This is a genomic window from Craurococcus roseus (genome assembly GCF_039523795.1).
Lineage (GTDB): Bacteria > Pseudomonadota > Alphaproteobacteria > Acetobacterales > Acetobacteraceae > Craurococcus > Craurococcus roseus.
The window spans coordinates 177,742-196,664 of the sequence record NZ_BAAAFZ010000007.1 but is presented as its reverse complement, the minus strand read 5'-3'; the positions used below and the strand labels follow the sequence as shown (position 1 = coordinate 196,664).

Sequence of the window (18,923 nt, the reverse complement as noted above, 5' to 3'; positions counted from 1 at the left end):
CGCACGGCGGAGCGCGCCATCGCCGAGGGGCAGGCGGCGCTCAACCGCCGCGACTACGCCGCCGCCGAAGCCGCCGCGCGCGAAGCGCTCGCGGCGCGGAACTCGCCCCGCGCGGCGGACGCGCAGATGCTCCTGGCGGACGCGCTGGCCGGCAAGCGCGACAACGCCGGCGCGGCCCTCGCCTACAACGACGCCTACACGCGCGCCCGCAACAGCCCGCGGGCGCCGGACGCGCTGCTCGGCCTCGCCAACGCCTTCACCAACCTCGGCCACAAGCGCGAAGCCTGCGACACGCTGGACGACCTGCGCAGCAACTTTCCCAACCTGCGCCAGCCGCAGGCGGAACGCGCCGCCGAAACGCGGCGCCGCGCCGGGTGCCGCTGACGCCGTGACGGAAGCGGCCGGAGCGCTGGACCCGGCCGAGTTCGACGCGCTGATGGCGCCGCTCGGCCCGTTCGGCGCCGCGCCCCGCCTCGCGGCCGGCGTGTCCGGCGGCCCCCACAGCTTGGCGCTCGCGCTCTTGGCGGCCGATTGGGCGCGCCGGCGCGGCGGCGATCTGCTCGCCCTGGTGGTGGACCACGGCCTACGGCCGGGCAGCGGAGCCGAGGCCGACGGCGTCCTCGCCACGCTGGCCCGGCGCGGGATCGGGGGCCGGGTGCTGCGGCTGGGCCTTCTGCCGGGGCCGGGCGCGCAGGAGCGGGCGAGGGAAGGGCGGCTCGCGGCGATGTTAGGGGCCTGCGCGGAGGAGGGACGGCCCTGGCTCCTGCTCGGCCACCATCGGGTGGACCAAGCGGAAACCGTGCTGTTCCGGGCGCTCAGGGGCAGCGGGCCAGGCGGCCTTTCGGCCATGGCGCCGGTCCGGGCGGAGGCGGCGGCGCTGGTGCTGCGGCCCCTGCTCGGCGTGGCGCCGGCCCGGTTGGAGGCGGAAGTCGCCGTGGCTGGCCTCGAACCGGTCCGCGATCCGGCCAACGCCGATTCGCGGTTCGCGCGGACCGGGCTGCGCCGGTCCCTTGCCGATCCGGCCGGGACGGGACCGGCGGTCGCGGCGCTGGCCGAGGCGGCTTCGGCCTTCGGGCGTCGGCGCGCGGAAGCCGGGTCGGCAGTGGCCTCGCGCTTGGCGGTCGCCGCGCGGCTCCGCCCGGAAGGCCATGCCGAAGTCGATCCTTTGGCGCTGGGGAACGACGAGGCGGCGGACGCGGCGCTCGCGGCGCTCCTGCGGGCCGTGGGGGGGGCGGCATGGCCGCCCTCGACCGAAGCGGCGCGGCGCCTGCGTCGTCGCGGCTGCGGTACCCTCGCCGGCGCTTGGCTGCGGCCGGGCGGCGCCGGCTGGCGCGTCCTGCGCGAGCCCGGGGCGGTGAGGGCGCCGGTTCCGGCGCGGCCGGGCGCCTTGTGGGACGGGCGCTTCCGGCTGATGGGGCCGGGCGCGCCGGATTGCGCCATCGGTGCCCTCGGCACGCCGCCGGCCGACCTGCGGCGCGCTGCGCGGGCGGTGTCGGCAACGATCCTCGCGACTTTTCCCGCCATCTGGCGTGACGGCGTGCTGGTGGCGGTGCCCGCACTGCTTTATCCTGACTCGGAGACATGCGCGCGTTTCGCACTGGTCTTCGCCCCGGTGGGCGGCCCGGTCGCCGGTTGGAGCCGGCGGTCGCATGCGTGCGCGAAAGGACGTTCGAGGCCGGCCCATTCCAAGCCGGCGTTACCGACCCCATCTCCCGGAAGCAGGGTTTCGGGGCGTGGAGCCTGAGCGACCTGTCCTCGAACCGGGACCCTGGCTGAAACGGGATGCACATCGGTGAACAATTTCGGCCGTAACCTGGCGCTCTGGGTGATCGTCGCGCTGCTGTTGGTGGCGCTGTTCAACCTGTTCCAGCCCTCTTCGACGGGCGGTCGGGGCGCCCAGGCCTTCGCCTACAGCGACTTCCTGACGGAGGTGAACGCCGGGCACGTCCGCGAGGTCGTGATCCAGGGCCGGACGGTCGGCGGCACCTTGACGGACGGGCGCACCTTCCAGACCTACACCCCGGAGGACCCGAGCCTGGTCAGCAAGCTGACCGAAAAGGGTGTGCGGGTGGTGGCGCGGGCGGAGGAGAGCGAAGTCCACCCGCTCTTCCAGTACCTGCTGTCTTGGTTCCCGATGCTGCTGCTGATTGGCGTCTGGGTGTTCTTCATGCGCCAGATGCAGTCGGGCGGCGGCCGGGCCATGGGCTTCGGCAAATCCCGTGCCCGGCTGCTCACCGAGAAGCAGGGCCGAATAACCTTCGAGGACGTCGCCGGCATCGACGAGGCCAAGGGCGAACTGGAAGAGATCGTCGAGTTCCTGCGCGATCCGCAGAAGTTCCAGCGCCTCGGCGGCAAGATCCCGAAGGGAGTGCTGCTGGTGGGTCCGCCCGGTACGGGTAAGACCCTGCTGGCCCGCGCCATCGCCGGCGAAGCCAACGTGCCCTTCTTCACCATCTCTGGCTCCGACTTCGTGGAGATGTTCGTGGGCGTCGGCGCCTCCCGCGTGCGCGACATGTTCGAGCAGGGCAAGAAGAACGCGCCCTGCATCATCTTCATCGATGAGATCGACGCGGTGGGCCGCCACCGCGGCGCCGGCCTGGGCGGCGGCAACGACGAGCGCGAGCAGACCTTGAACCAGATGCTCGTGGAGATGGACGGCTTCGAATCCAACGAAGGCGTCATCCTCATCGCCGCCACCAACCGCCCGGACGTGCTCGACCCGGCGCTGCTCCGCCCCGGCCGCTTCGACCGGCAGGTGGTGGTGCCGAACCCGGACGTGATGGGCCGCGAGAAGATCCTGCGCGTCCATATGCGCAAGGTGCCGCTGGCCTCCGACGTCGACCCGAAGACCATCGCGCGCGGCACGCCGGGCTTCTCCGGTGCCGACCTCGCCAATTTGGTGAACGAGGCGGCGCTGCTCGCGGCCCGCACCGGCCGCCGCACCGTCGGCATGCACGAGTTCGAGCAGGCCAAGGACAAGGTGCTGATGGGCGCCGAGCGCCGCTCGCTCGTCATGAGCGAGGACGAGAAGCGCATGACCGCCTACCACGAGGCCGGCCACGCGCTCGCGGCGCTGCACCTCTCGGAGTGCGACCCGGTCCACAAGGCCACCATCATCCCGCGCGGCCGCGCGCTGGGCTTGGTGATGTCCCTGCCGGAAGGCGACCGCTACTCCAAGCACAAGAGCAAGCTGCTCCAAGAACTGTCCATGGCGATGGGCGGCCGCGTCGCGGAGGAGCTGATCTTCGGGCCGGACAAGGTTTCCAACGGCGCCTCGGGCGACATCAAGATGGCGACCGACCAGACCCGGCGCATGGTCACCGAGTGGGGCATGTCGGAAAAGCTCGGCATGATCGCCTACGGCGAGAACAGCCAGGAGGTGTTCCTGGGCCACTCCGTCACGCAGTCGAAGAACCTGTCGGAAGAAACGGCGCGGCAGATCGACGCCGAGATCCGCCGGATCATCGACGAGGCCTACGCGCGCTGCAAAGCGATCCTGTCGGAGAACATCGACGAGTTGCACCTGCTGGCCAAGGGCCTGCTGGAGCACGAGACGCTGTCCGGCGACGAGATCCGCTTGGTGATCAAGGGCGAGCCGGTGGTGCGCAACCGTCCGGACGAGCCGGTCGCGGCCGGGCGCGGCAGCGTTCCGACCTCGGGCCGGGCACCGCGGCCGGGCTCGAGCCCTGGCGGCTTCAACCCGGCGCCCGCGCCAGGGACCTAGCCGCCCGGCCGTGCCGGACGAGAGGTGGGTGGAGCCGCTGGACCTAGCGACGGGTCCGGCGGCTTCTCACATGGTGGCCAGCGGCGTGGGGCTGCCGTTCCAGGGCGGACCCGCGGCCTTCTCCTTGGTGCGGTTGATAGACGAGGGCAGCGCGGACCGCGGCATCGTCGCGGCCCCGCGGGTGCCGGGGGCCTGGGCCGCCGCGCTGGCCCGCGTAACGGAAGCGCCGCCGGCCTTCGCTGGGCTGCCCACGGACCGGCCGCTGGTCATGGGCATCATCAACGTCACACCGGACAGCTTTTCCGGCGACGGGCTGGCGGGTTCGGCCGAGGCCGCCATCGCCCGCGGCCGCGCCATGCTGGAAGCCGGCGCCGACCTGCTCGACATCGGCGGCGAATCCACCCGGCCCGGCGCGGAGCCGGTGCCGCCGGAGGAGGAGATCAGCCGCGTGCTGCCCGCGGTGCGCGCGTTGGCTGCGATTGCGCCGGTCTCCATCGACACGCGCAACGCGGAGACCATGCGCGCGGCGCTGGACGCCGGAGCGCGGATCGTGAACGACATCAGCGCGCTCCGGCACGACCCGGCGGCCATGGCTCTCCTGGCGGAGCGCGGGGCGCCGGTGGTGCTGATGCACATGCTGGGGCTCGACCCGCGCGAGATGCAGCGCGAACCACAGTACGGCGACGCGGCGCTGGAAGTGGCGGAGTTCCTGCGCAAGCGGGTGGAGGCGGCGGAGCGCGCCGGCATCCCCCGTGCCCGGATCGCGGTGGACCCGGGTTTGGGCTTCGGCAAGGCGGTGGAGCACAACCTGTCGCTCGTTCAACGCTTGCCGCTGCTGGCGGGCCTCGGCTGCCGCATCCTCCTCGGGGCCTCCCGCAAGCGCTCGCTTGGCGTCATCTCGGGCGAGGCCGCGGCCGGGCTGCGCGTCGCTCCCAGCGTCGCCGCCGCGCTCTGCGGCGTGGCGCGCGGGGCGGCGATCGTGCGCGTCCACGATGTGGCGGAGACGGCGCAAGCGCTGCGGGTGTGGGACACCTTGTCGGGACGGTAGGCCAGGGCGCCTAGGCACCCTCCTCCGCACGACCCGGGCCGGCCTGCGCCTGATGGACCGGGCGGCGGGCGGCCGGTTATCTTCGTTCCCATGACCGACGCGCCGCCGCCCGCCGCCACCGCCCGCCGCCTGTTCGGAACCGACGGCATTCGCGGCACCGCCAATGCCGCCCCGATGGACGCCGCCACGGCGCTCAGACTCGGCCAAGCGGCCGGACGCATCTTCAACCGCGGGACGCACCGGCACCGCGTCGTCATCGGCAAGGACACGCGCCTCTCCGGTTACATGCTGGAGCCGGCGCTGACCGCGGGCTTCGTCGGCACCGGCATGGACGTTGTGCTGGTCGGACCGCTGCCGACGCCTGCCATCGCGCTGCTGACGCGGAGCCTCCGGGCCGACCTCGGTGTGATGATCAGCGCCTCCCACAACCCTTACGAGGACAACGGCATCAAGCTGTTCGGCCCGGACGGGCTGAAGCTGTCAGACGCGCAGGAACTGGCGATCGAGGCGCTGATGGCGGGCGACCTGGGGCACGCCCTGGTGCCGCCGGCCCGCCTCGGCCGCGCCTCGCGCCTAGAGGACGCTCCCGGCCGCTACATCGAGGCGGCGAAGCAGAGCTTCCCGCGCGGCCTGACCCTGGAAGGGCTGCGGATCGTGGTGGATTGCGCCCACGGCGCCGCCTACCGCGTGGCGCCCACCGTGCTGTGGGAGCTGGGAGCGGAGGTGGTGCCGGTGGGCGTGGCGCCGGACGGCTTCAACATCAACAAGGGTTGCGGCAGCACGGCGCCGGGGCAGCTCGCCGATCTGGTGCGGGAACGGCGGGCGGACCTCGGCATCGCCTTGGACGGCGACGCCGACCGCGTGGTGCTGGTGGACGAGGCGAGCCGCATCATCGACGGCGACCAGATCCTCGCCGTGATCGCCGACACCTGGAAGGCGGAGGGACGGCTGCGCGGCGGCGCGGTGGTGGCCACCGTGATGTCCAACATGGGTCTGGAGCGGCACCTGCGCGGCATGGGCCTCGGCCTGCTCCGGACGGCCGTGGGCGACCGCTATGTGGGCGAGCGGATGCGCGAGGCGGGCTGCAACCTCGGCGGCGAGCAATCCGGCCACATGATCATGTCCGACTTCGGCACCACCGGCGACGGCTTGGTCGCGGCGTTGCAGGTGCTGGCGCGCTTGGCCGAAGAGAAACGGCCGGCGAGCGCGGTGTGCCGGCGCTTCACGCCCTTGCCGCAGCGCTTGGTGAACCTCCGCTACTCCGGCGCCTCGCCGTTAAAGGACGAGGCGGTGCAAGCAGCAATCGCAGCGCAGGAGAAGCGGCTCGGCGACCGGGGCCGCGTGCTGATCCGCGCCAGCGGCACCGAGCCGGTGATCCGCGTCATGGCCGAAGCGGAGGAGGAGGCGCTGGTCGAAGAGACGGTGCAAAGCCTCGCCGCGGCCATCCGCGCCCGGCTGCGGGTGCCGGCATGAAGGGCAAGGTCCTGATCGCGGCGGGCTCCGATTCCGGGGGCGGCGCCGGCATCCAGGCCGACATAAAGGCGGTGACGGCGCTGGGCGGCTTCGCGGCGACCGCCATCACGGCTCTGACGGCGCAGAACACGCTTGGCGTGCAGGGCGTGGTGCCGGTCGCGCCGGACTTCATTCGCCTTCAGATGCGCCTCGTGCTGGAGGACATCGGCGCCGACGCGCTCAAGACGGGCATGCTGCACGACGCGCCGACCATCGAGGCGGTGTGCGGAGAAATCGAAGCGCTCGCTCCCGGGGTGCCGCTCGTCGCCGATCCGGTGATGGTGGCCAAGGGCGGGCACAGGCTCTTGGAGGAGGACGCGGTGGAGTCGCTCAAGCGGCGGCTGCTGCCGCTCGCCGCGGTGCTGACGCCCAACCTGCCCGAAGCGGAGGCGCTGGCCGGCGTGGAGGTGCGCGACGAGGCGGGGATGGCGCGCGCCGCGGAAGCGCTGCTACGCCTCGGCGCGCGGGCGGTGCTATTGAAGGGCGGGCACCTGCCGGGAAGCCGCGTTGTCGACTTGCTGGCGACGCCGTCCGGCACCGACCGCTTCGAGGACGCCCGCATCGAGACCAGGCACACCCACGGCACCGGCTGCACCCTGGCGAGCGCGGTGGCCGCTGGGCTGGCGCAAGGCATGGCGCTGCGCGACGCGGTGGCGCGGGCGCGGTTCTACGTGCGCGCCGCCATCGCCGCCGCGCCGGGCTACGGCAAGGGGCACGGGCCGCTCGACCACGGAGTGACGATCGATCCGGAGCGGTTGCGTCTCCTGGGCGGCTGACGGCGCCCGGAGGTCCTTGATCGCCGGCGCGCCTTCGCGTATCTCGGGCGCGGGCCACGCCCCCCCACCGGGGCGCATCTGCTTCTGGAAGGGAGCGCACGCATGGCGATCAGCGCCACCAAGCCCGGACTCCGTCCGGCGAACCCCCGTTTCTCCTCTGGTCCCTGCGCGAAGCGTCCAGGCTGGGCGTTGTCGGCCCTGGAAGGCGCGATGCTCGGCCGCAGCCACCGCGCGGGCGGGCCGAAGGCGCGGCTGAAGGAGGTCATCGACCGCTCCCGCGCCGTTCTCGGGTTGCCGGATAATTGGCGTCTCGGCATCGTGCCCGCTTCCGACACCGGCGCCGTCGAGATGGCGCTGTGGTCGCTGCTCGGCGCGCGCGGCGTGGACGTGCTGGCCTGGGAGAGCTTCTCCAAGGATTGGGCCACCGACGTCCTCAAGCAGCTCAAGCTGAAGGACGCGCGGGTGCTGGAAGCGCCCTACGGCCGCCTGCCCGACCTCAAGGCCGTCGATTGGTCGCACGACGTGGTGTTCGTGTGGAACGGCACCACCAGCGGCGTGCGGCTGCCCGGCGCCGATTGGATTCCCGCCGGCCGAGAAGGCTTGGCGATCTGCGACGCCACCAGCGCCGCCTTCGCAATGGACCTGCCCTACGACAAGCTCGATGTGGTGACGTGGTCCTGGCAGAAGGTGCTGGGCGGCGAGGCGGCCCATGGGATGCTCGCGCTCTCGCCCCGTGCCGTCGCGCGTTTGGAGAGCCACACTCCGGCCTGGCCGCTGCCCAAGATCTTCCGCATGACCAAGGGCGGCAAGCTCAACGAGGGCATCTTCAAGGGCGAGACCATCAACACCCCCTCCATGCTTTGCGTGGAGGACGCGCTGGACGGCCTGCGCTGGGCCGAGGGCGTCGGCGGCTTGCCGGGGCTGGTCCGCCGCAGCGAGGCCAACCTCGCCGCGGTCGCCGCCTGGGTGGAGCGGACGCCGGCGGTGGCGTTCCTGGCGGAGGATGCGCGTACCCGCTCTTGCACCTCCATCTGCCTGAAGCTGGTCGCGCCGTGGTTCACCGCACTGGACGCCGAGGGCCAGGCCGCGGCGGCCAAGTCGCTCGCTGGCCTTCTGGAGAAGGAAGGCGTGGCGCTCGACATCGGCGCCTACCGCGACGCCCCGCCGGGCTTGCGCATCTGGGGCGGCGCCACCGTCGAGACCTCCGACATCGAGGCCCTGCTGCCCTGGCTCCATTGGGCCCTGGCGCAAGCCGAAGCCCAGCACGCATCCCCCAAGGCCGCGGAGTAGCTCCACCAGTGCCCAAGGTCCTGATTTCCGACAAGCTGTCCCCCGCTGCCGTCGAGATCTTCCGCCGGCGCGGCATCGAGGTGGACGTCAAGCCGGGCCTCTCGCCGGCCGAGTTGCGCGCCATCATCGAGCCCTACGACGGCCTCGCGGTCCGCAGCGCCACGAAGGTGACGCGCGAGCTGATGGAGGCGGCGCCGAACCTCCGCGTGGTGGGCCGCGCCGGCATCGGCGTGGACAACGTGGACGTCACCAGCGCCACCAACCGCGGCGTGGTGGTGATGAACACGCCCCACGGCAACGCCATCACCACCGCCGAGCACGCCATCGCCATGATGTTCGCCTTGGCGCGGCAGCTCCCGGAAGCCTCGGCCTCCACCAAGGCCGGGAAGTGGGAAAAGAACCGCTTCATGGGCGTCGAGTTGTTCGGCAAGACGCTCGGCCTGATCGGCTGCGGCAACATCGGCTCCATCGTCGCCGACCGTGCCGTGGGGCTGAAGATGAAGGTGATCGCCTTCGACCCCTTCCTCTCCGAGCGCCGCGCATTGGAACTCGGCGTGGAGAAGGTGGAACTGGCCGACCTCCTGGAGCGCGCCGACTTCATCAGCCTGCACGCGCCGCTGACCGAGCAGACGCGCGATATCCTCTCGCGCGAAAACCTGGAGCGCATGAAGAAGGGCGCCCGGGTCATCAACTGCGCCCGCGGCGGCTTGGTGGACGAGGCGGCGCTGGCGGACGCCATCCGCTCCGGCCACCTCGCCGGCGCCGCGCTGGACGTGTTCGAGACGGAGCCCGCGAAGGAGAGCCCGCTCTTCGGCCTGGAGAACGTGGTCTGCACGCCCCACCTCGGCGCCGCCACCGCGGAAGCGCAGGAGAACGTGGCGCTCCAGGTCGCCGACCAGATGGCCGATTACCTGCTCACCGGCGCGGTCTCGAACGCCATCAACATGCCGTCCGTCACCGCCGAGGAGGCGCCGCGCCTCAAGCCCTACATGGAGCTGGCGCGGCTGCTCGGCGGCATGGCCGGGCAGCTCACCGCCGTGCAGGCGCAGGAGAGCGACAACGCCATCCGCGCCATCCGCGTGGAGTACGAGGGCGCGGTCGCCGACCTGAACCGGCGCCCGCTGACCGCGGCGGCGCTGGCCGGCGTGCTCGGACCGCTGCTCGGCTCGGTGAACATGGTCAACGCCCCCGTGGTGGCGCGGGAGCGCGGCATCGAGGTGGCCGAGACGGTGCTGGAGCGCTCCGGCGAGTACCAGACGCTGGTGCGCCTCAGCGTCGCCACCGGGCGCTTCGAGCGGAGCGTCTCCGGCACCCTGGTCGCCGGCGACAAGCCCCGGCTGGTGGAGGTGAAGGGGATCGCGGTGGAGGCCGACTTCGCGCCGCACATGCTCTACGTCACCAATCAGGACAAGCCGGGCTTCATCGGCCGCTTCGGCATGACGCTCGCGGACGCGGGGATCAACATCGCCACCTTCCACCTCGGCCGCAGCGCCCCGGGCGGCGACGCGATCTGCCTCGTCGGGCTGGACGGGCCGATGCCGGAGCCGGTGCTTAGCGCGGTGCGGCACCTGCCGCTGGTGGTGCAAGCGGTGCCGCTGACGTTCTAGCGGCCGGGCGCCACCACCGTACCGCACGGCGATGTGATTCCTTGCGGCGCCTGTCCGGGGCAGTCTCGGCCGCTGGCGGGGAGGGCACCATGGCGAACGAGGAATTCCGGGCCACCAACCGGGTGTTCGAGGAAGAGGTCGTCGGCCGCGGCGATTTCGGGGCGCTGGAGCGGGTCTACACGCGGGATGCCCGCATCCTGCCGCCCGGCGCGCCCACCGTGACGGGCTTGCCGGCGATCGCGGACTTCTGGCGCGGCGCGGCGGAGGCGCTCGGCGTCCTAGGCATCAAGCTGCACACGGTCAGCCTCGACGTGCTCGGCGACCGCGCCCAGGAGGTCGGGCGCGCCGAACTCGCTGTGAAGGGCGGCGGGGCGCCGGTGGCGCTCAAGTACGTCGTGCTCTGGAAGCGCGGAGCGGAGGGCTGGCGGTGGGACGTGGACATCTGGAACGCCGATAGCTGACGCGCGGCTCGCTGCGCGTCCGCAACGCGGCTTGGCGCCCGGCGCCCGCGCGGTCCAAACGGCCGGCCGAGCAGGGAGCCGGGCCTTTGACCGACGGGACGCAGCGGCAGCGTGCCAAGCCGCACCGCGCAGAGTGCGAGTTGTACGCGCCCGTGAAGCGCTTCCTGCGCGTGCGCGGGCTGGATCCGAAGGGCGAGGTGCGGGGCTGCGACGTGGTGGCCGTCTCCCCCAAGGAGCCGGACCTGCCCGTGGTCGTCGAGCTCAAGCGCGCCGTCACGCTCGCCGGCGTGCTGCAATGCGTCGACCGGTTCGCGGTGACGGACCTCGTCTACCTCGCCGTACCCTCGGCGGCGCTGCCGCGGTCCAAGCGGGGCGCGGGCGGGTTCAAGCGCCTGTGCCGGCGGCTCGGCCTCGGGCTGCTCGCCGTCGAGGCCGATGGCGCGGTGTCCGCACTCGCGGAGCCGCTCGCCGTCCGCGCGCCCCGCCGCAACCGCCAACGCGCCGCGCGCGTCCTCGCCGAGCACGCCAAGCGGCGCGGCGACCCGACGCCCGGAGGGCGGCCCGGGGGTGTGCGGCAGATGACGGCGTACAGGCAGCGCGCCCTGCGCTGCGCCGCCGTGCTCCACCGCGCGCCGGGCGCATCCTGTACCGCAACGTCTACGGCTGGTTCGAACCCACCGGCCGCGACCTGTACCGGCTGACGGACACGGGCGTGCGCGAGTTGGCGGCGCTCGGCGCGGGCGCGGAGGTCGACGTCTGCGCCGGCGCCTCATAGCCTCCCGCCGGCGGAGCGGCCGTCAGCGCCCCTTGAACACCGGGGGGCGCTTCTCGACGAAGGCGCGCGCCGCTTCGCGGTGGTCCTCGGTGTCCTCGCAGCGCATCATGCCGAAGGCTTCCGCGTCGAGCGCCTCGGCGAGGGTTCCTTCCTCCGCCACCTTCATGTTGCGTTTCATCCAGCGCCACGCGACGCGAGGGCCGGCGCCGAGCCGCCGCGCGAGCGCCATGGTCTCCTCCCGCAGCGCAGCGTCCGGCACCACGCGGTTGGCGAGGCCGAGCGACTCCATGCGCGCGGCGTCCAGGATCTCCGAGTTGAAGTAGAGTTCGCGCGCCCGCGCCTTCCCCACCAGGCGGGCGAGGAACCAGTGCCCGCCGAAATCGCCGGAGAAGCCCATCTTGGCGAAGGCCGTGGTCATGCGCGCGCTTTCGCCCGCGACGCGCATGTCGCAGGCGAGCGCCAGCGACATGCCGGCCCCGGCCGCGACTCCGTTCAGCATGGCGATCGTGGGCTTCGGCATCTCGTGCAGCAGGCGCGACGCCTCCATGCGCGACCGCAGGCGGTCCATGAAGCCCTCCGGCCCCGTTGAGGGCGGGCGAAGCCCGGCCGCCCTGGCCTTCATGTCGCCACCGGCCGAGAAGCCGCGCCCAGCGCCGGTCAGCACCACGCAGCCGACCTCCGGGTCGGTCGCCGCCTCCTGCAAAGCTTCCAGCAGCAGCGCCAGCATGTCGCCGCCGAGCGCGTTGAGCTGCTCCGGCCGGTTCATGGTGAGCAGCGCCACGCCGTCAGCCCGTTCCACCAACAGTTCTCGTTCCATGGTGCCGGTCCCTCCCGGCCTTGAGCCTACACCGCCGGCCGGTGCTAGGCTCAAGGGACCAACGGGGAGGGAACGCCATGAAGGCCGCCGTGCTGCACGCGCCGAACCAGCCGCTCACCATCGAAGAGGTGTCGCTGGCCAAACCCAAGGCGCGGGAGGTGCTGCTCCGCACCGCCTACGCCGGCCTGTGCCACAGCGACCTGCACTTCATCGAAGGGTTGTACCCGCATCCGCTGCCGGTCGTACTGGGGCACGAGGTCGCGGGTGTGGTGGAAACGGTGGGCGACGGCGTCACCTACCTGAAGCCGGGCGACCACGTGATCGGCTGCTTGTCGGTGTTCTGCGGCGGTTGCTCCCAATGCACCACCGGCCACCCGAACCTTTGCGAGAACACGGAGGTCAAGTTGCAGCCCGGCATGTCGCGCCGCCTGTCCTGGCGCAGCGGCGAGCTGATGAACCAGTTCATGAACCTCTCCGCCTTCGCCGAGCAGATGCTCGTCCACGAGAACGCGCTGGTGAAGATCGACCCCGAGGTGCCGCTGGACCGCGCCACGCTGGTCGGCTGCGGCGTCATCACCGGCGTCGGCGCGGTGTTCAACACGGCGCGGATCGAGGCCGGCTCCACGGTCGCCGTCATCGGGTGCGGCGGCGTCGGGCTCGCCACCGTGAACGGCGCGGCGCTGGCGGGCGCGGAGCGCATCATCGCCATCGACCGGCTGCCCTCCAAGCTGGAAATGGCGAAGCGCATGGGCGCCACGGACACGCTGATCGCCGGCAACGACGACGTGGCCGCGCAGGTGCGCGACATGACCGGCGCCGGCGTGCATTACTCCTTCGAGGCGCTGGGAATGAAGGAAACGGCGGAGCAGTCCTTCGCCATGCTGCGGCCGGGCGGCACCGCCACCATCATCGGTATGGTCCCCTTCGGCACCAAGATCGAGCTGCACGGCTTCGACTTCCTGCGGGAGCGGAAGATCCAGGGCTCTTCCATGGGCTCGAACCGCTTCCGCGTGGACATGCCGCGTTTGTTGGGGCTCTGGAAGCAAGGGCGGCTGCACCTCGACCACCTCATCAGCGGCACGTTGCGGCTCGACGAGATCAACGAAGGCTTTGCGCGGCTGAAGACCGGCGAAGTGGTGCGGCAGCTCATCGCCTTCGGCTGACGGCGGCCTTCAGCGGCGGCGCTCCAGCCGGTCCATCTCAGCCGCCACGCCGCCGGCGGCTTCGGCCACGCGCGGCAGCCGCGGCATGGAGGCGAGTCGACCTAGGGTCGCGGACGGGCCGTAGGCAAAGGCCGGGCCGGACAGCGCCGCTTCGGCGCCGGCCCTGCTGCCCGCCCGCAAAGCCGAAGCGGCGCGCCGCAAGCCGGCGATCACCAAGTCGGGCGCGGCGGAGGGCGCGACGCCGAGGAACTCCCGCATCTCACGCCGCGCGAATTCGAGTTGCTGCCCCACCGCAGGATTGACTTCCGGTGCGTAACGGGGGTTGGTCGCCATCTCGTTGGCCAGGAACTCCAGTTCGGCCGCGGCCTCCGCCGCCTCCACCGGCCGGCCAGCCCAGCGGCTGGTGTCACCGAGCGTCGCGGGCGCGCGGAGCGCGGCGCCCCGCACGGGATCGCCCAAACCGCCAAGCCAGGGGCTCCCCGGTGTGGCGGAGCAGCCGAGCAGGAGCAATGCCGAGAGGAGGACGGGGAGGGAGAATCGGAAGGCGAGAGGGCGACCGCTGCGTTGTTCACGACCCGGTGTGACGAGATCCGGACGCGAAGCGTCCTTGAGGCCGGAACGTTCAAACCAAACTGTAACGCAACGGAAGGCGGAATCCATGCGCGGCATCCTCTTGTGGCTCGTCGGCATCCCCATCCCGATCATCATCCTGCTGTACCTCTTCAACGTCCTTTGACGCGACGGGCGTAGGGCGTCGGGTTTTCCGGCGCATGTCCAGATGGGGCGCGGACTGCCGAGGGCCTCAAGGCTGCCTGAGCTGACCGGTTTTCCGGGAGCACGGCGCCGCGCTTCGCGTGGATGAAGGCAGGGCACGGCTTCGCATCTCCGCCCACTGCGGGAGTGCCCAAACACATATTGTTTTTGGAACGATACGAAAGCCTCGGCGCTCTGCCCTGGTACGCTAACTGGGGCGGAACAATGCACCGATCACTGAACCTGACCGATCTCCTCGGGGCCTGCTTCGCCGGCTTGACGGTGTACAAGGTCGTCGAGATCGGGCCCTACGAAGCATCTCTGCTGGCGGGCCGCTGCTTCCGCATCTTCATCAGCGCGATGCAGGGCTACATCTGACGCTGCGGCCTGCCGCCAGCGTATCGCTCTCGTCCACCCCTGGCGTGGTCGACGCCGGGCCTGCTCAATAGAAGGAGTGGTGACGTCGGGGGGNCGTTTCAGATCAACGCAGCACGATCTCGACGCGGCGGTTCTGCGGCTCGCGCACGCCGTCCGCGGTGGGCACCAGCGGCCGGCTCTCGCCGAAGGCCGACACGCCGATCTCGTCGCGGCCGACGCCGCGCGCCACCAGCTCGGACGCCACCGCCTCGGCGCGGCGTTGCGACAGGCGCTGGTTGTACTGCGGCGTGCCGGAACGGTCGGCGTGGCCGGCCACCTCGATCCGAGTCGACTGCGCCCGCCGCGCGTTCTGCGCCGCTTCGCCGATGATCTCCCGGGCCCGGGCGGTCAGGTCGGCGCGGTTGAAGTCGAAGAACACCAAGTAGGTACGGGCGATGGAGGGCGCCGGGGCGGCCGGCTGCACCGGCGCGGCCACTGGCGCCGCCGGCGCCGGCTGGAACAGCGCGTACCGGATGCCGAGCATGGCCGAGTGGTTGTACTTGTCCACATCGAGCTTGGCGCTCTGCAGGACGCGGTTGCCAGCGTCGCGGGACGACACTTCCATGTCCGCGCCAAGGATGCCCAGGAAGCGGTACTCGGCCGTCAACGTCAGGCCAGGGACCCCGAGCCAAGTGAACGGCACCGCGATGCCGGCGATGCCCTGGAAGGCGAAGCTGCCGTCCTTGTCGTCCGAGAAGATCTGGGTGCCGACGTTGCCCGGCGCGCCGCTGACACCGCGAAGATTACGGAAGTCGGTCCACATGTAGCCGGCGCCGGCGCCGAGGTAGGGCTGGACGTAGCTCGGGCCGATGCCCAGGAAGCCCGGGTCAAAGTCGTAGAAGACGTTGCCCATCACGCCGTAGGTGGTCTGGAAGCCGCCGGTCCGGCCGATGGGCGCGAGGTTGAAGCCGCGGATGCTGTCGACTTCATTTGAGCGGTAGTTGCCCTCGACCTCGGCGCGAAGACCGTTGCCGAAGCCCCAGCCCAGGCTCGCCACGCCGCCCCAGCCCAGCTCGTAGTTGGCCTTGCCGACGTCGTTGAAGCGGATGTCCGCGCTCGCCGGGAGACCGGCGATCGTCCGAGCGGTGTCGCCGGTGATGTCGAACTTTTCCGGGTTGTTGACCCAGTTCGCGCCGGCGCCGACGCCGATGTAGGGCCCCGAGACAGGCTGCGCGCTCGCCATGGCGGCGGGCAGCGTCAGCATGGTGGCGGCCAGCAATGCCTTTTTGATACTCATCTTCACCGTCTCCATTCACACACCGCGCGAAGTTTGCCGAGGATAGCAGCTGCCGTCGACAATGTGCGTCAGTGTCACAAACGACAAGTAGGGTTGCGGTTCGACGTCGTAGCAGGGATGGTCCGCGCTGTTGCATCCGAGCCACGCCCGCCTGCCACGCCGTTCCACCGTCTGAGCGGAACGGCGCGCGGTGCTCCGGAACCGCGGCCGGATGTCCGCCGGTCGCGGCCGGATCTCGTGGACACACGACGCGGCGGGGCCACGACGCGTCGCTGTGCCGGAAAAGGGTCCGCGCCGGTGGAGCCGCGCGGCCGTTTGTTGGAAACCTAGCGCAGCACGATCTCGACGCGGCGGTTCTGCGGCTCGCGCACGCCGTCCGCGGTGGGCACCAGCGGCCGGCTCTCGCCGAACGCCGTCACGCCGATGTCGCCGCGGTTCACGCCCTGGCGGACCAGTTCGGCGGCGACAACGTCCGCGCGGCGTTGCGACAGGCGCTGGTTGTACTGCGGCGTGCCGGAACGGTCGGCGTGGCCGGCCACCTCGATCCGCGTCGCGCGCGCCGTGCGGGACGCGTTCGCCGCCTCGCCGATGATCTGCCGCGCGCGGTCCGTGAGGTCGGCCCGGTTCCAGTCGAAGAAGACCAGGTAGGTGCGGGCCACTTCCGGCTGCCGGGGCGCCACCGGCTGCTCCGTCACGACGGGCGCCGGGCGAGGGGCGCCGAAGTTGTAACGGACGCCGAGCAGGGCGCTGTGGTTGTAGTTCTCGGGCCTGAAGCCGGCGGCGACATCGCCGCGCGGCGGGCCGCTGACGCGGTCGATGCCGATCTTCGGGTTCAGCGTGCCGAGGAAGCGGTACTCGGCCGTGAAGGCGAGGCCGGGCACGTCGAACAGCTTGAAGGCGACGCCGGCGATGGCTTGGTAGGCGAACTGGCCGTCGCCCGAGTCATCGATGCGGTAGCTCGTCGTGCCGCGGGTAAAGCGGGCGTTCTTGATCTCGTTCCAAACGTAGCCGGCGCCGACGCCGACATAGGGCGCCAGGGGGAGGCCGAAGAACCGATCGAGATTCAGGTCGAACAGCGCGTTGCCCATCACGCCGTAGCTGCGGAGGTAGCCCGAGCTCGAGCGGACGCCGGGCGCGCCCTCGACCGTGAGCTTGTCGATCTCGTTCTCCCGGTAGTTGCCTTCGATCTCGGCGCGGACGCCGTTGCCGAAGCCCCAACCCAGGGAAGCGACACCGGCGAAGCCTGGGTTGTCGGGCACGATCCTGACGCCGCGGCTTTCGGCATCGTGCCGGAAGTTCACGCCGGCGCCGGCGCCCACGTACAAGCCGGTCACGGGCTGCGCCTGCGCGGCCGCCGTCGGCAGCGCCAGCGCCGTCGCGGCCAGAAGCGCCTTCCTGAGGCTCATCCTCTTTCTCCTCGATCCCACTGCGTCAAACGCCGCGCTCCCCCCAGCCGCGCAATGAGGCCGAATCTGCGCCGCGCGGCCAGAACGCTATCACCATCCCGGAGCCGCGAGAGACGGTTCCCGAACATTCAAACATCGATGTTGCCGCAAAGCCACGGGATACCGTGGCAAACGCATCACAGCCCCGCGGTGATGTCCGCTTCGGCGAGATCCGCCAAGCTCCCCAAAGGCAGCAGCCGCGTCGCGTGCCCGAGCTTGCGGCCTGGGCGCGCTTCGGCCTTGCCGTAGAGATGCGCAGCCAAGCGCCCGTCACCGACGACCCGGGGCCACGCGGCCAAGCCTTCCGGGCCGATCAGATTCGCCATGACCGCGTCGTGGTGGCGGGCGGGGTCTGCGAGGGGCAGGCCGGCCACGGCGCGCACGTGCTGCTCGAACTGGCTGGCGAGGCAGGCGTCGATGGTCCAGTGGCCGGAGTTGTGCGGACGAGGGGCGATCTCGTTGCCGAGCAGCGTCCCGTCCGGCAGCAGGAACATCTCCAGCGCCAACACGCCCACCAAGTCGAATTCCGCCGCCACCCGGACGGCGTGTCCGCGCGCGGTGGCGGCCACCGCGTCCGGCACGCGCGCCGGGGCGAGCGACACGTCGAGGATGTGGTTGCGGTGCCGGTTCTCCACCGCGTCGAACACGGCGGCGACGCCGTCCGCACCGCGCGCGGCGATGGCCGAAACTTCCGCCCGGAAAGGCACGAATGCTTCAAGGACCAGCGGTTTCGGCTCCAGGGCCGCATATGCGGCTTCGGCGTCCTCGGCCCTCCGCAGCACCGCCTGCCCGCGCCCGTCGTACCCCATGCGGGTGGTTTTCAGCACGGCCGGAAGGCCGATCGCCGCCACGGCCGCCTCCAGCTCCTCCGGCGACCGCACCGGACGCCACGGCGCGACCGGAACCCCGGCGCGCTCCAGGAATTCCTTCTCGACGACCCTGTCCTGGCAGACCCGCAACACCTCCACCCCAGGACGGCAAGGGGCGAGAGGGGCCAGCGCTGCGAGGGTCGCAGCGGGCACGTTCTCGAACTCGAAGGTGACGACGTCCGCCGCGGCCGCGAACCGCCGGAGGGCCGCTTCGTCCTCGTATGGGGCGACGGTGGTCGCGGCGGCGATTTGCATGCCGGGGCTGCCGGCGTCGGGGGCGAAGACGTGGCAGCGGTATCCGAGCCGCGCCGCCGCCATGGCCGACATCCGGCCGAGTTGGCCGCCGCCGAGGATGCCGATGGTGGCGCCGGGCGGCAACGGTCCGGTGCCCGGCACAGCAGGCCCGGAGGCGGCTGTCGTCGCCCCGCTCACGACGGTTCCGTCGGAACCGCTTCGGTCTGGGCCGCGCGCCAAGCGGCGAGCCGCGCGGCGAGGCCTCCGTCCGACAAGGCGAGGATCGCCGCCGCCAACAACGCCGCGTTGACCGCGCCGGCCCGGCCGATGGCCAGCGTCCCCACCGGGACGCCCGCCGGCATCTGGACGATGGACAGCAGGCTGTCCATGCCCTTCAGCGCGTGGCTTTCGACCGGGACGCCGAGGACGGGCAGGGGGGTCATCGCCGCCGCCATCCCCGGCAGGTGCGCCGCGCCGCCCGCGCCGGCGATCAACACCCGGAGCCCCCGCCCTTCGGCTTCGGTCGCGTATCGGTACAAGCGCGCCGGCGTGCGGTGCGCGGACACCACGGCGGCTTCGTGGGGGATCGCCAACTCGTCGAGCATCGTGGCGGCGTGGCGCATGGTGTCCCAATCGGAGCGGCTGCCCATGATCAACCCGACGAGGGCCGGCGGCCGGGGCGCGTCCGTCACGGAGTGGCGCCCCGGCGCCGGCGCGCTTCCTTGCGGACAAGGCCCATGGCTATGCGATGATGTCGGGGACGAGGCGGCTTTCGAGCCGGGATATCTCGTCCTT

19 protein-coding genes are annotated in these 18,923 nt (G+C 71.7%); 12 read left to right on the top strand and 7 right to left on the bottom strand.

Annotation, left to right across the window (positions count from 1 at the left end; all coding sequences use genetic code 11):
- The 10 genes from ABD067_RS02920 to ABD067_RS02875 all read left to right on the top strand — a co-directional run.
- Positions 1–384, top strand: a 384-nt coding sequence (locus ABD067_RS02920) for a tetratricopeptide repeat protein (protein WP_343893648.1), incomplete at its 5' end; no start/stop codon positions are given.
- A 4-nt stretch (positions 385–388) separates the two neighbouring features.
- Entirely contained in the window at positions 389–1,744 is a 1,356-nt protein-coding gene (gene tilS / locus ABD067_RS02915; protein ID WP_343893646.1) for a tRNA lysidine(34) synthetase TilS, read from the top strand.
- A gap of 48 nt (positions 1,745–1,792) precedes the next feature.
- Positions 1,793–3,724, top strand: coding sequence for an ATP-dependent zinc metalloprotease FtsH (gene ftsH / locus ABD067_RS02910; protein WP_343893645.1), 1,932 nt, complete (start codon positions 1,793–1,795; stop codon positions 3,722–3,724).
- Between the two features lie 70 nt (positions 3,725–3,794).
- Positions 3,795–4,772 (top strand): dihydropteroate synthase, encoded by a 978-nt coding sequence (gene folP / locus ABD067_RS02905; RefSeq protein WP_343893644.1) that lies wholly within the window; start codon positions 3,795–3,797, stop codon positions 4,770–4,772.
- A gap of 90 nt (positions 4,773–4,862) precedes the next feature.
- Positions 4,863–6,245, top strand: coding sequence for a phosphoglucosamine mutase (glmM, locus tag ABD067_RS02900; protein ID WP_343893643.1), 1,383 nt, complete (start codon positions 4,863–4,865; stop codon positions 6,243–6,245).
- Entirely contained in the window at positions 6,242–7,060 is an 819-nt protein-coding gene (gene thiD, locus ABD067_RS02895) for a bifunctional hydroxymethylpyrimidine kinase/phosphomethylpyrimidine kinase (protein WP_343893642.1), read from the top strand. The genes glmM and thiD overlap by 4 nt, the downstream gene beginning before the upstream one ends.
- 102 nt (positions 7,061–7,162) lie before the next feature.
- Entirely contained in the window at positions 7,163–8,350 is a 1,188-nt protein-coding gene (locus ABD067_RS02890) for a phosphoserine transaminase (protein ID WP_343893641.1), read from the top strand.
- 8 nt (positions 8,351–8,358) lie between these two features.
- Positions 8,359–9,957, top strand: a complete 1,599-nt coding sequence (serA, locus tag ABD067_RS02885) for a phosphoglycerate dehydrogenase (protein ID WP_343893639.1) — start codon at positions 8,359–8,361, stop codon at positions 9,955–9,957.
- Between the two features lie 89 nt (positions 9,958–10,046).
- Positions 10,047–10,418, top strand: coding sequence for a YybH family protein (locus ABD067_RS02880; RefSeq protein WP_343893638.1), 372 nt, complete (start codon positions 10,047–10,049; stop codon positions 10,416–10,418).
- Positions 10,419–10,504: 86 nt separating this feature from the next.
- A complete protein-coding gene (locus ABD067_RS02875) occupies positions 10,505–11,119 on the top strand; it encodes a DUF2161 family putative PD-(D/E)XK-type phosphodiesterase (protein ID WP_343893637.1) in 615 nt (204 codons plus the stop codon).
- Between the two features lie 96 nt (positions 11,120–11,215).
- Here ABD067_RS02875 and ABD067_RS02865 read toward each other — a convergent pair whose 3' ends face one another.
- Positions 11,216–12,010 (bottom strand): enoyl-CoA hydratase, encoded by a 795-nt coding sequence (locus ABD067_RS02865; protein WP_343893636.1) that lies wholly within the window; start codon positions 12,008–12,010, stop codon positions 11,216–11,218.
- Between the two features lie 77 nt (positions 12,011–12,087).
- Between ABD067_RS02865 and ABD067_RS02860 the strand changes: the two genes are divergently transcribed.
- Positions 12,088–13,173 carry a Zn-dependent alcohol dehydrogenase gene (locus ABD067_RS02860; protein ID WP_343893635.1) on the top strand — a complete coding sequence of 362 codons (1,086 nt, stop codon included), beginning with the start codon at positions 12,088–12,090 and terminating at the stop codon, positions 13,171–13,173.
- Between the two features lie 9 nt (positions 13,174–13,182).
- Here ABD067_RS02860 and ABD067_RS02855 read toward each other — a convergent pair whose 3' ends face one another.
- Positions 13,183–13,620, bottom strand: a complete 438-nt coding sequence (locus ABD067_RS02855; RefSeq protein ID WP_343893634.1) for a hypothetical protein — start codon at positions 13,618–13,620, stop codon at positions 13,183–13,185.
- A 531-nt stretch (positions 13,621–14,151) separates the two neighbouring features.
- On the opposite strand from ABD067_RS02855, the gene ABD067_RS02850 reads away from it, so the two are divergent.
- Entirely contained in the window at positions 14,152–14,304 is a 153-nt protein-coding gene (locus ABD067_RS02850; protein ID WP_343893633.1) for a hypothetical protein, read from the top strand.
- A 103-nt stretch (positions 14,305–14,407) separates the two neighbouring features.
- On the opposite strand, the gene ABD067_RS02845 is transcribed toward ABD067_RS02850, so the two are convergent.
- The 5 genes from ABD067_RS02845 to ABD067_RS26555 form a co-directional block, all read right to left on the bottom strand.
- Positions 14,408–15,580, bottom strand: a complete 1,173-nt coding sequence (locus ABD067_RS02845) for an OmpA family protein (protein WP_343893632.1) — start codon at positions 15,578–15,580, stop codon at positions 14,408–14,410.
- 326 nt (positions 15,581–15,906) lie between these two features.
- Entirely contained in the window at positions 15,907–16,986 is a 1,080-nt protein-coding gene (locus ABD067_RS02840; RefSeq protein ID WP_343893631.1) for an OmpA family protein, read from the bottom strand.
- A 176-nt stretch (positions 16,987–17,162) separates the two neighbouring features.
- Positions 17,163–18,326, bottom strand: a complete 1,164-nt coding sequence (locus tag ABD067_RS02835; protein WP_343893630.1) for a 5-(carboxyamino)imidazole ribonucleotide synthase — start codon at positions 18,324–18,326, stop codon at positions 17,163–17,165.
- A complete protein-coding gene (gene purE, locus ABD067_RS02830; protein WP_343893658.1) occupies positions 18,323–18,778 on the bottom strand; it encodes a 5-(carboxyamino)imidazole ribonucleotide mutase in 456 nt (151 codons plus the stop codon). The genes ABD067_RS02835 and purE overlap by 4 nt, the downstream gene beginning before the upstream one ends.
- A gap of 91 nt (positions 18,779–18,869) precedes the next feature.
- On the bottom strand, positions 18,870–18,923 hold a 54-nt coding region (locus tag ABD067_RS26555; protein ID WP_456305233.1), incomplete at its 5' end, for a hypothetical protein.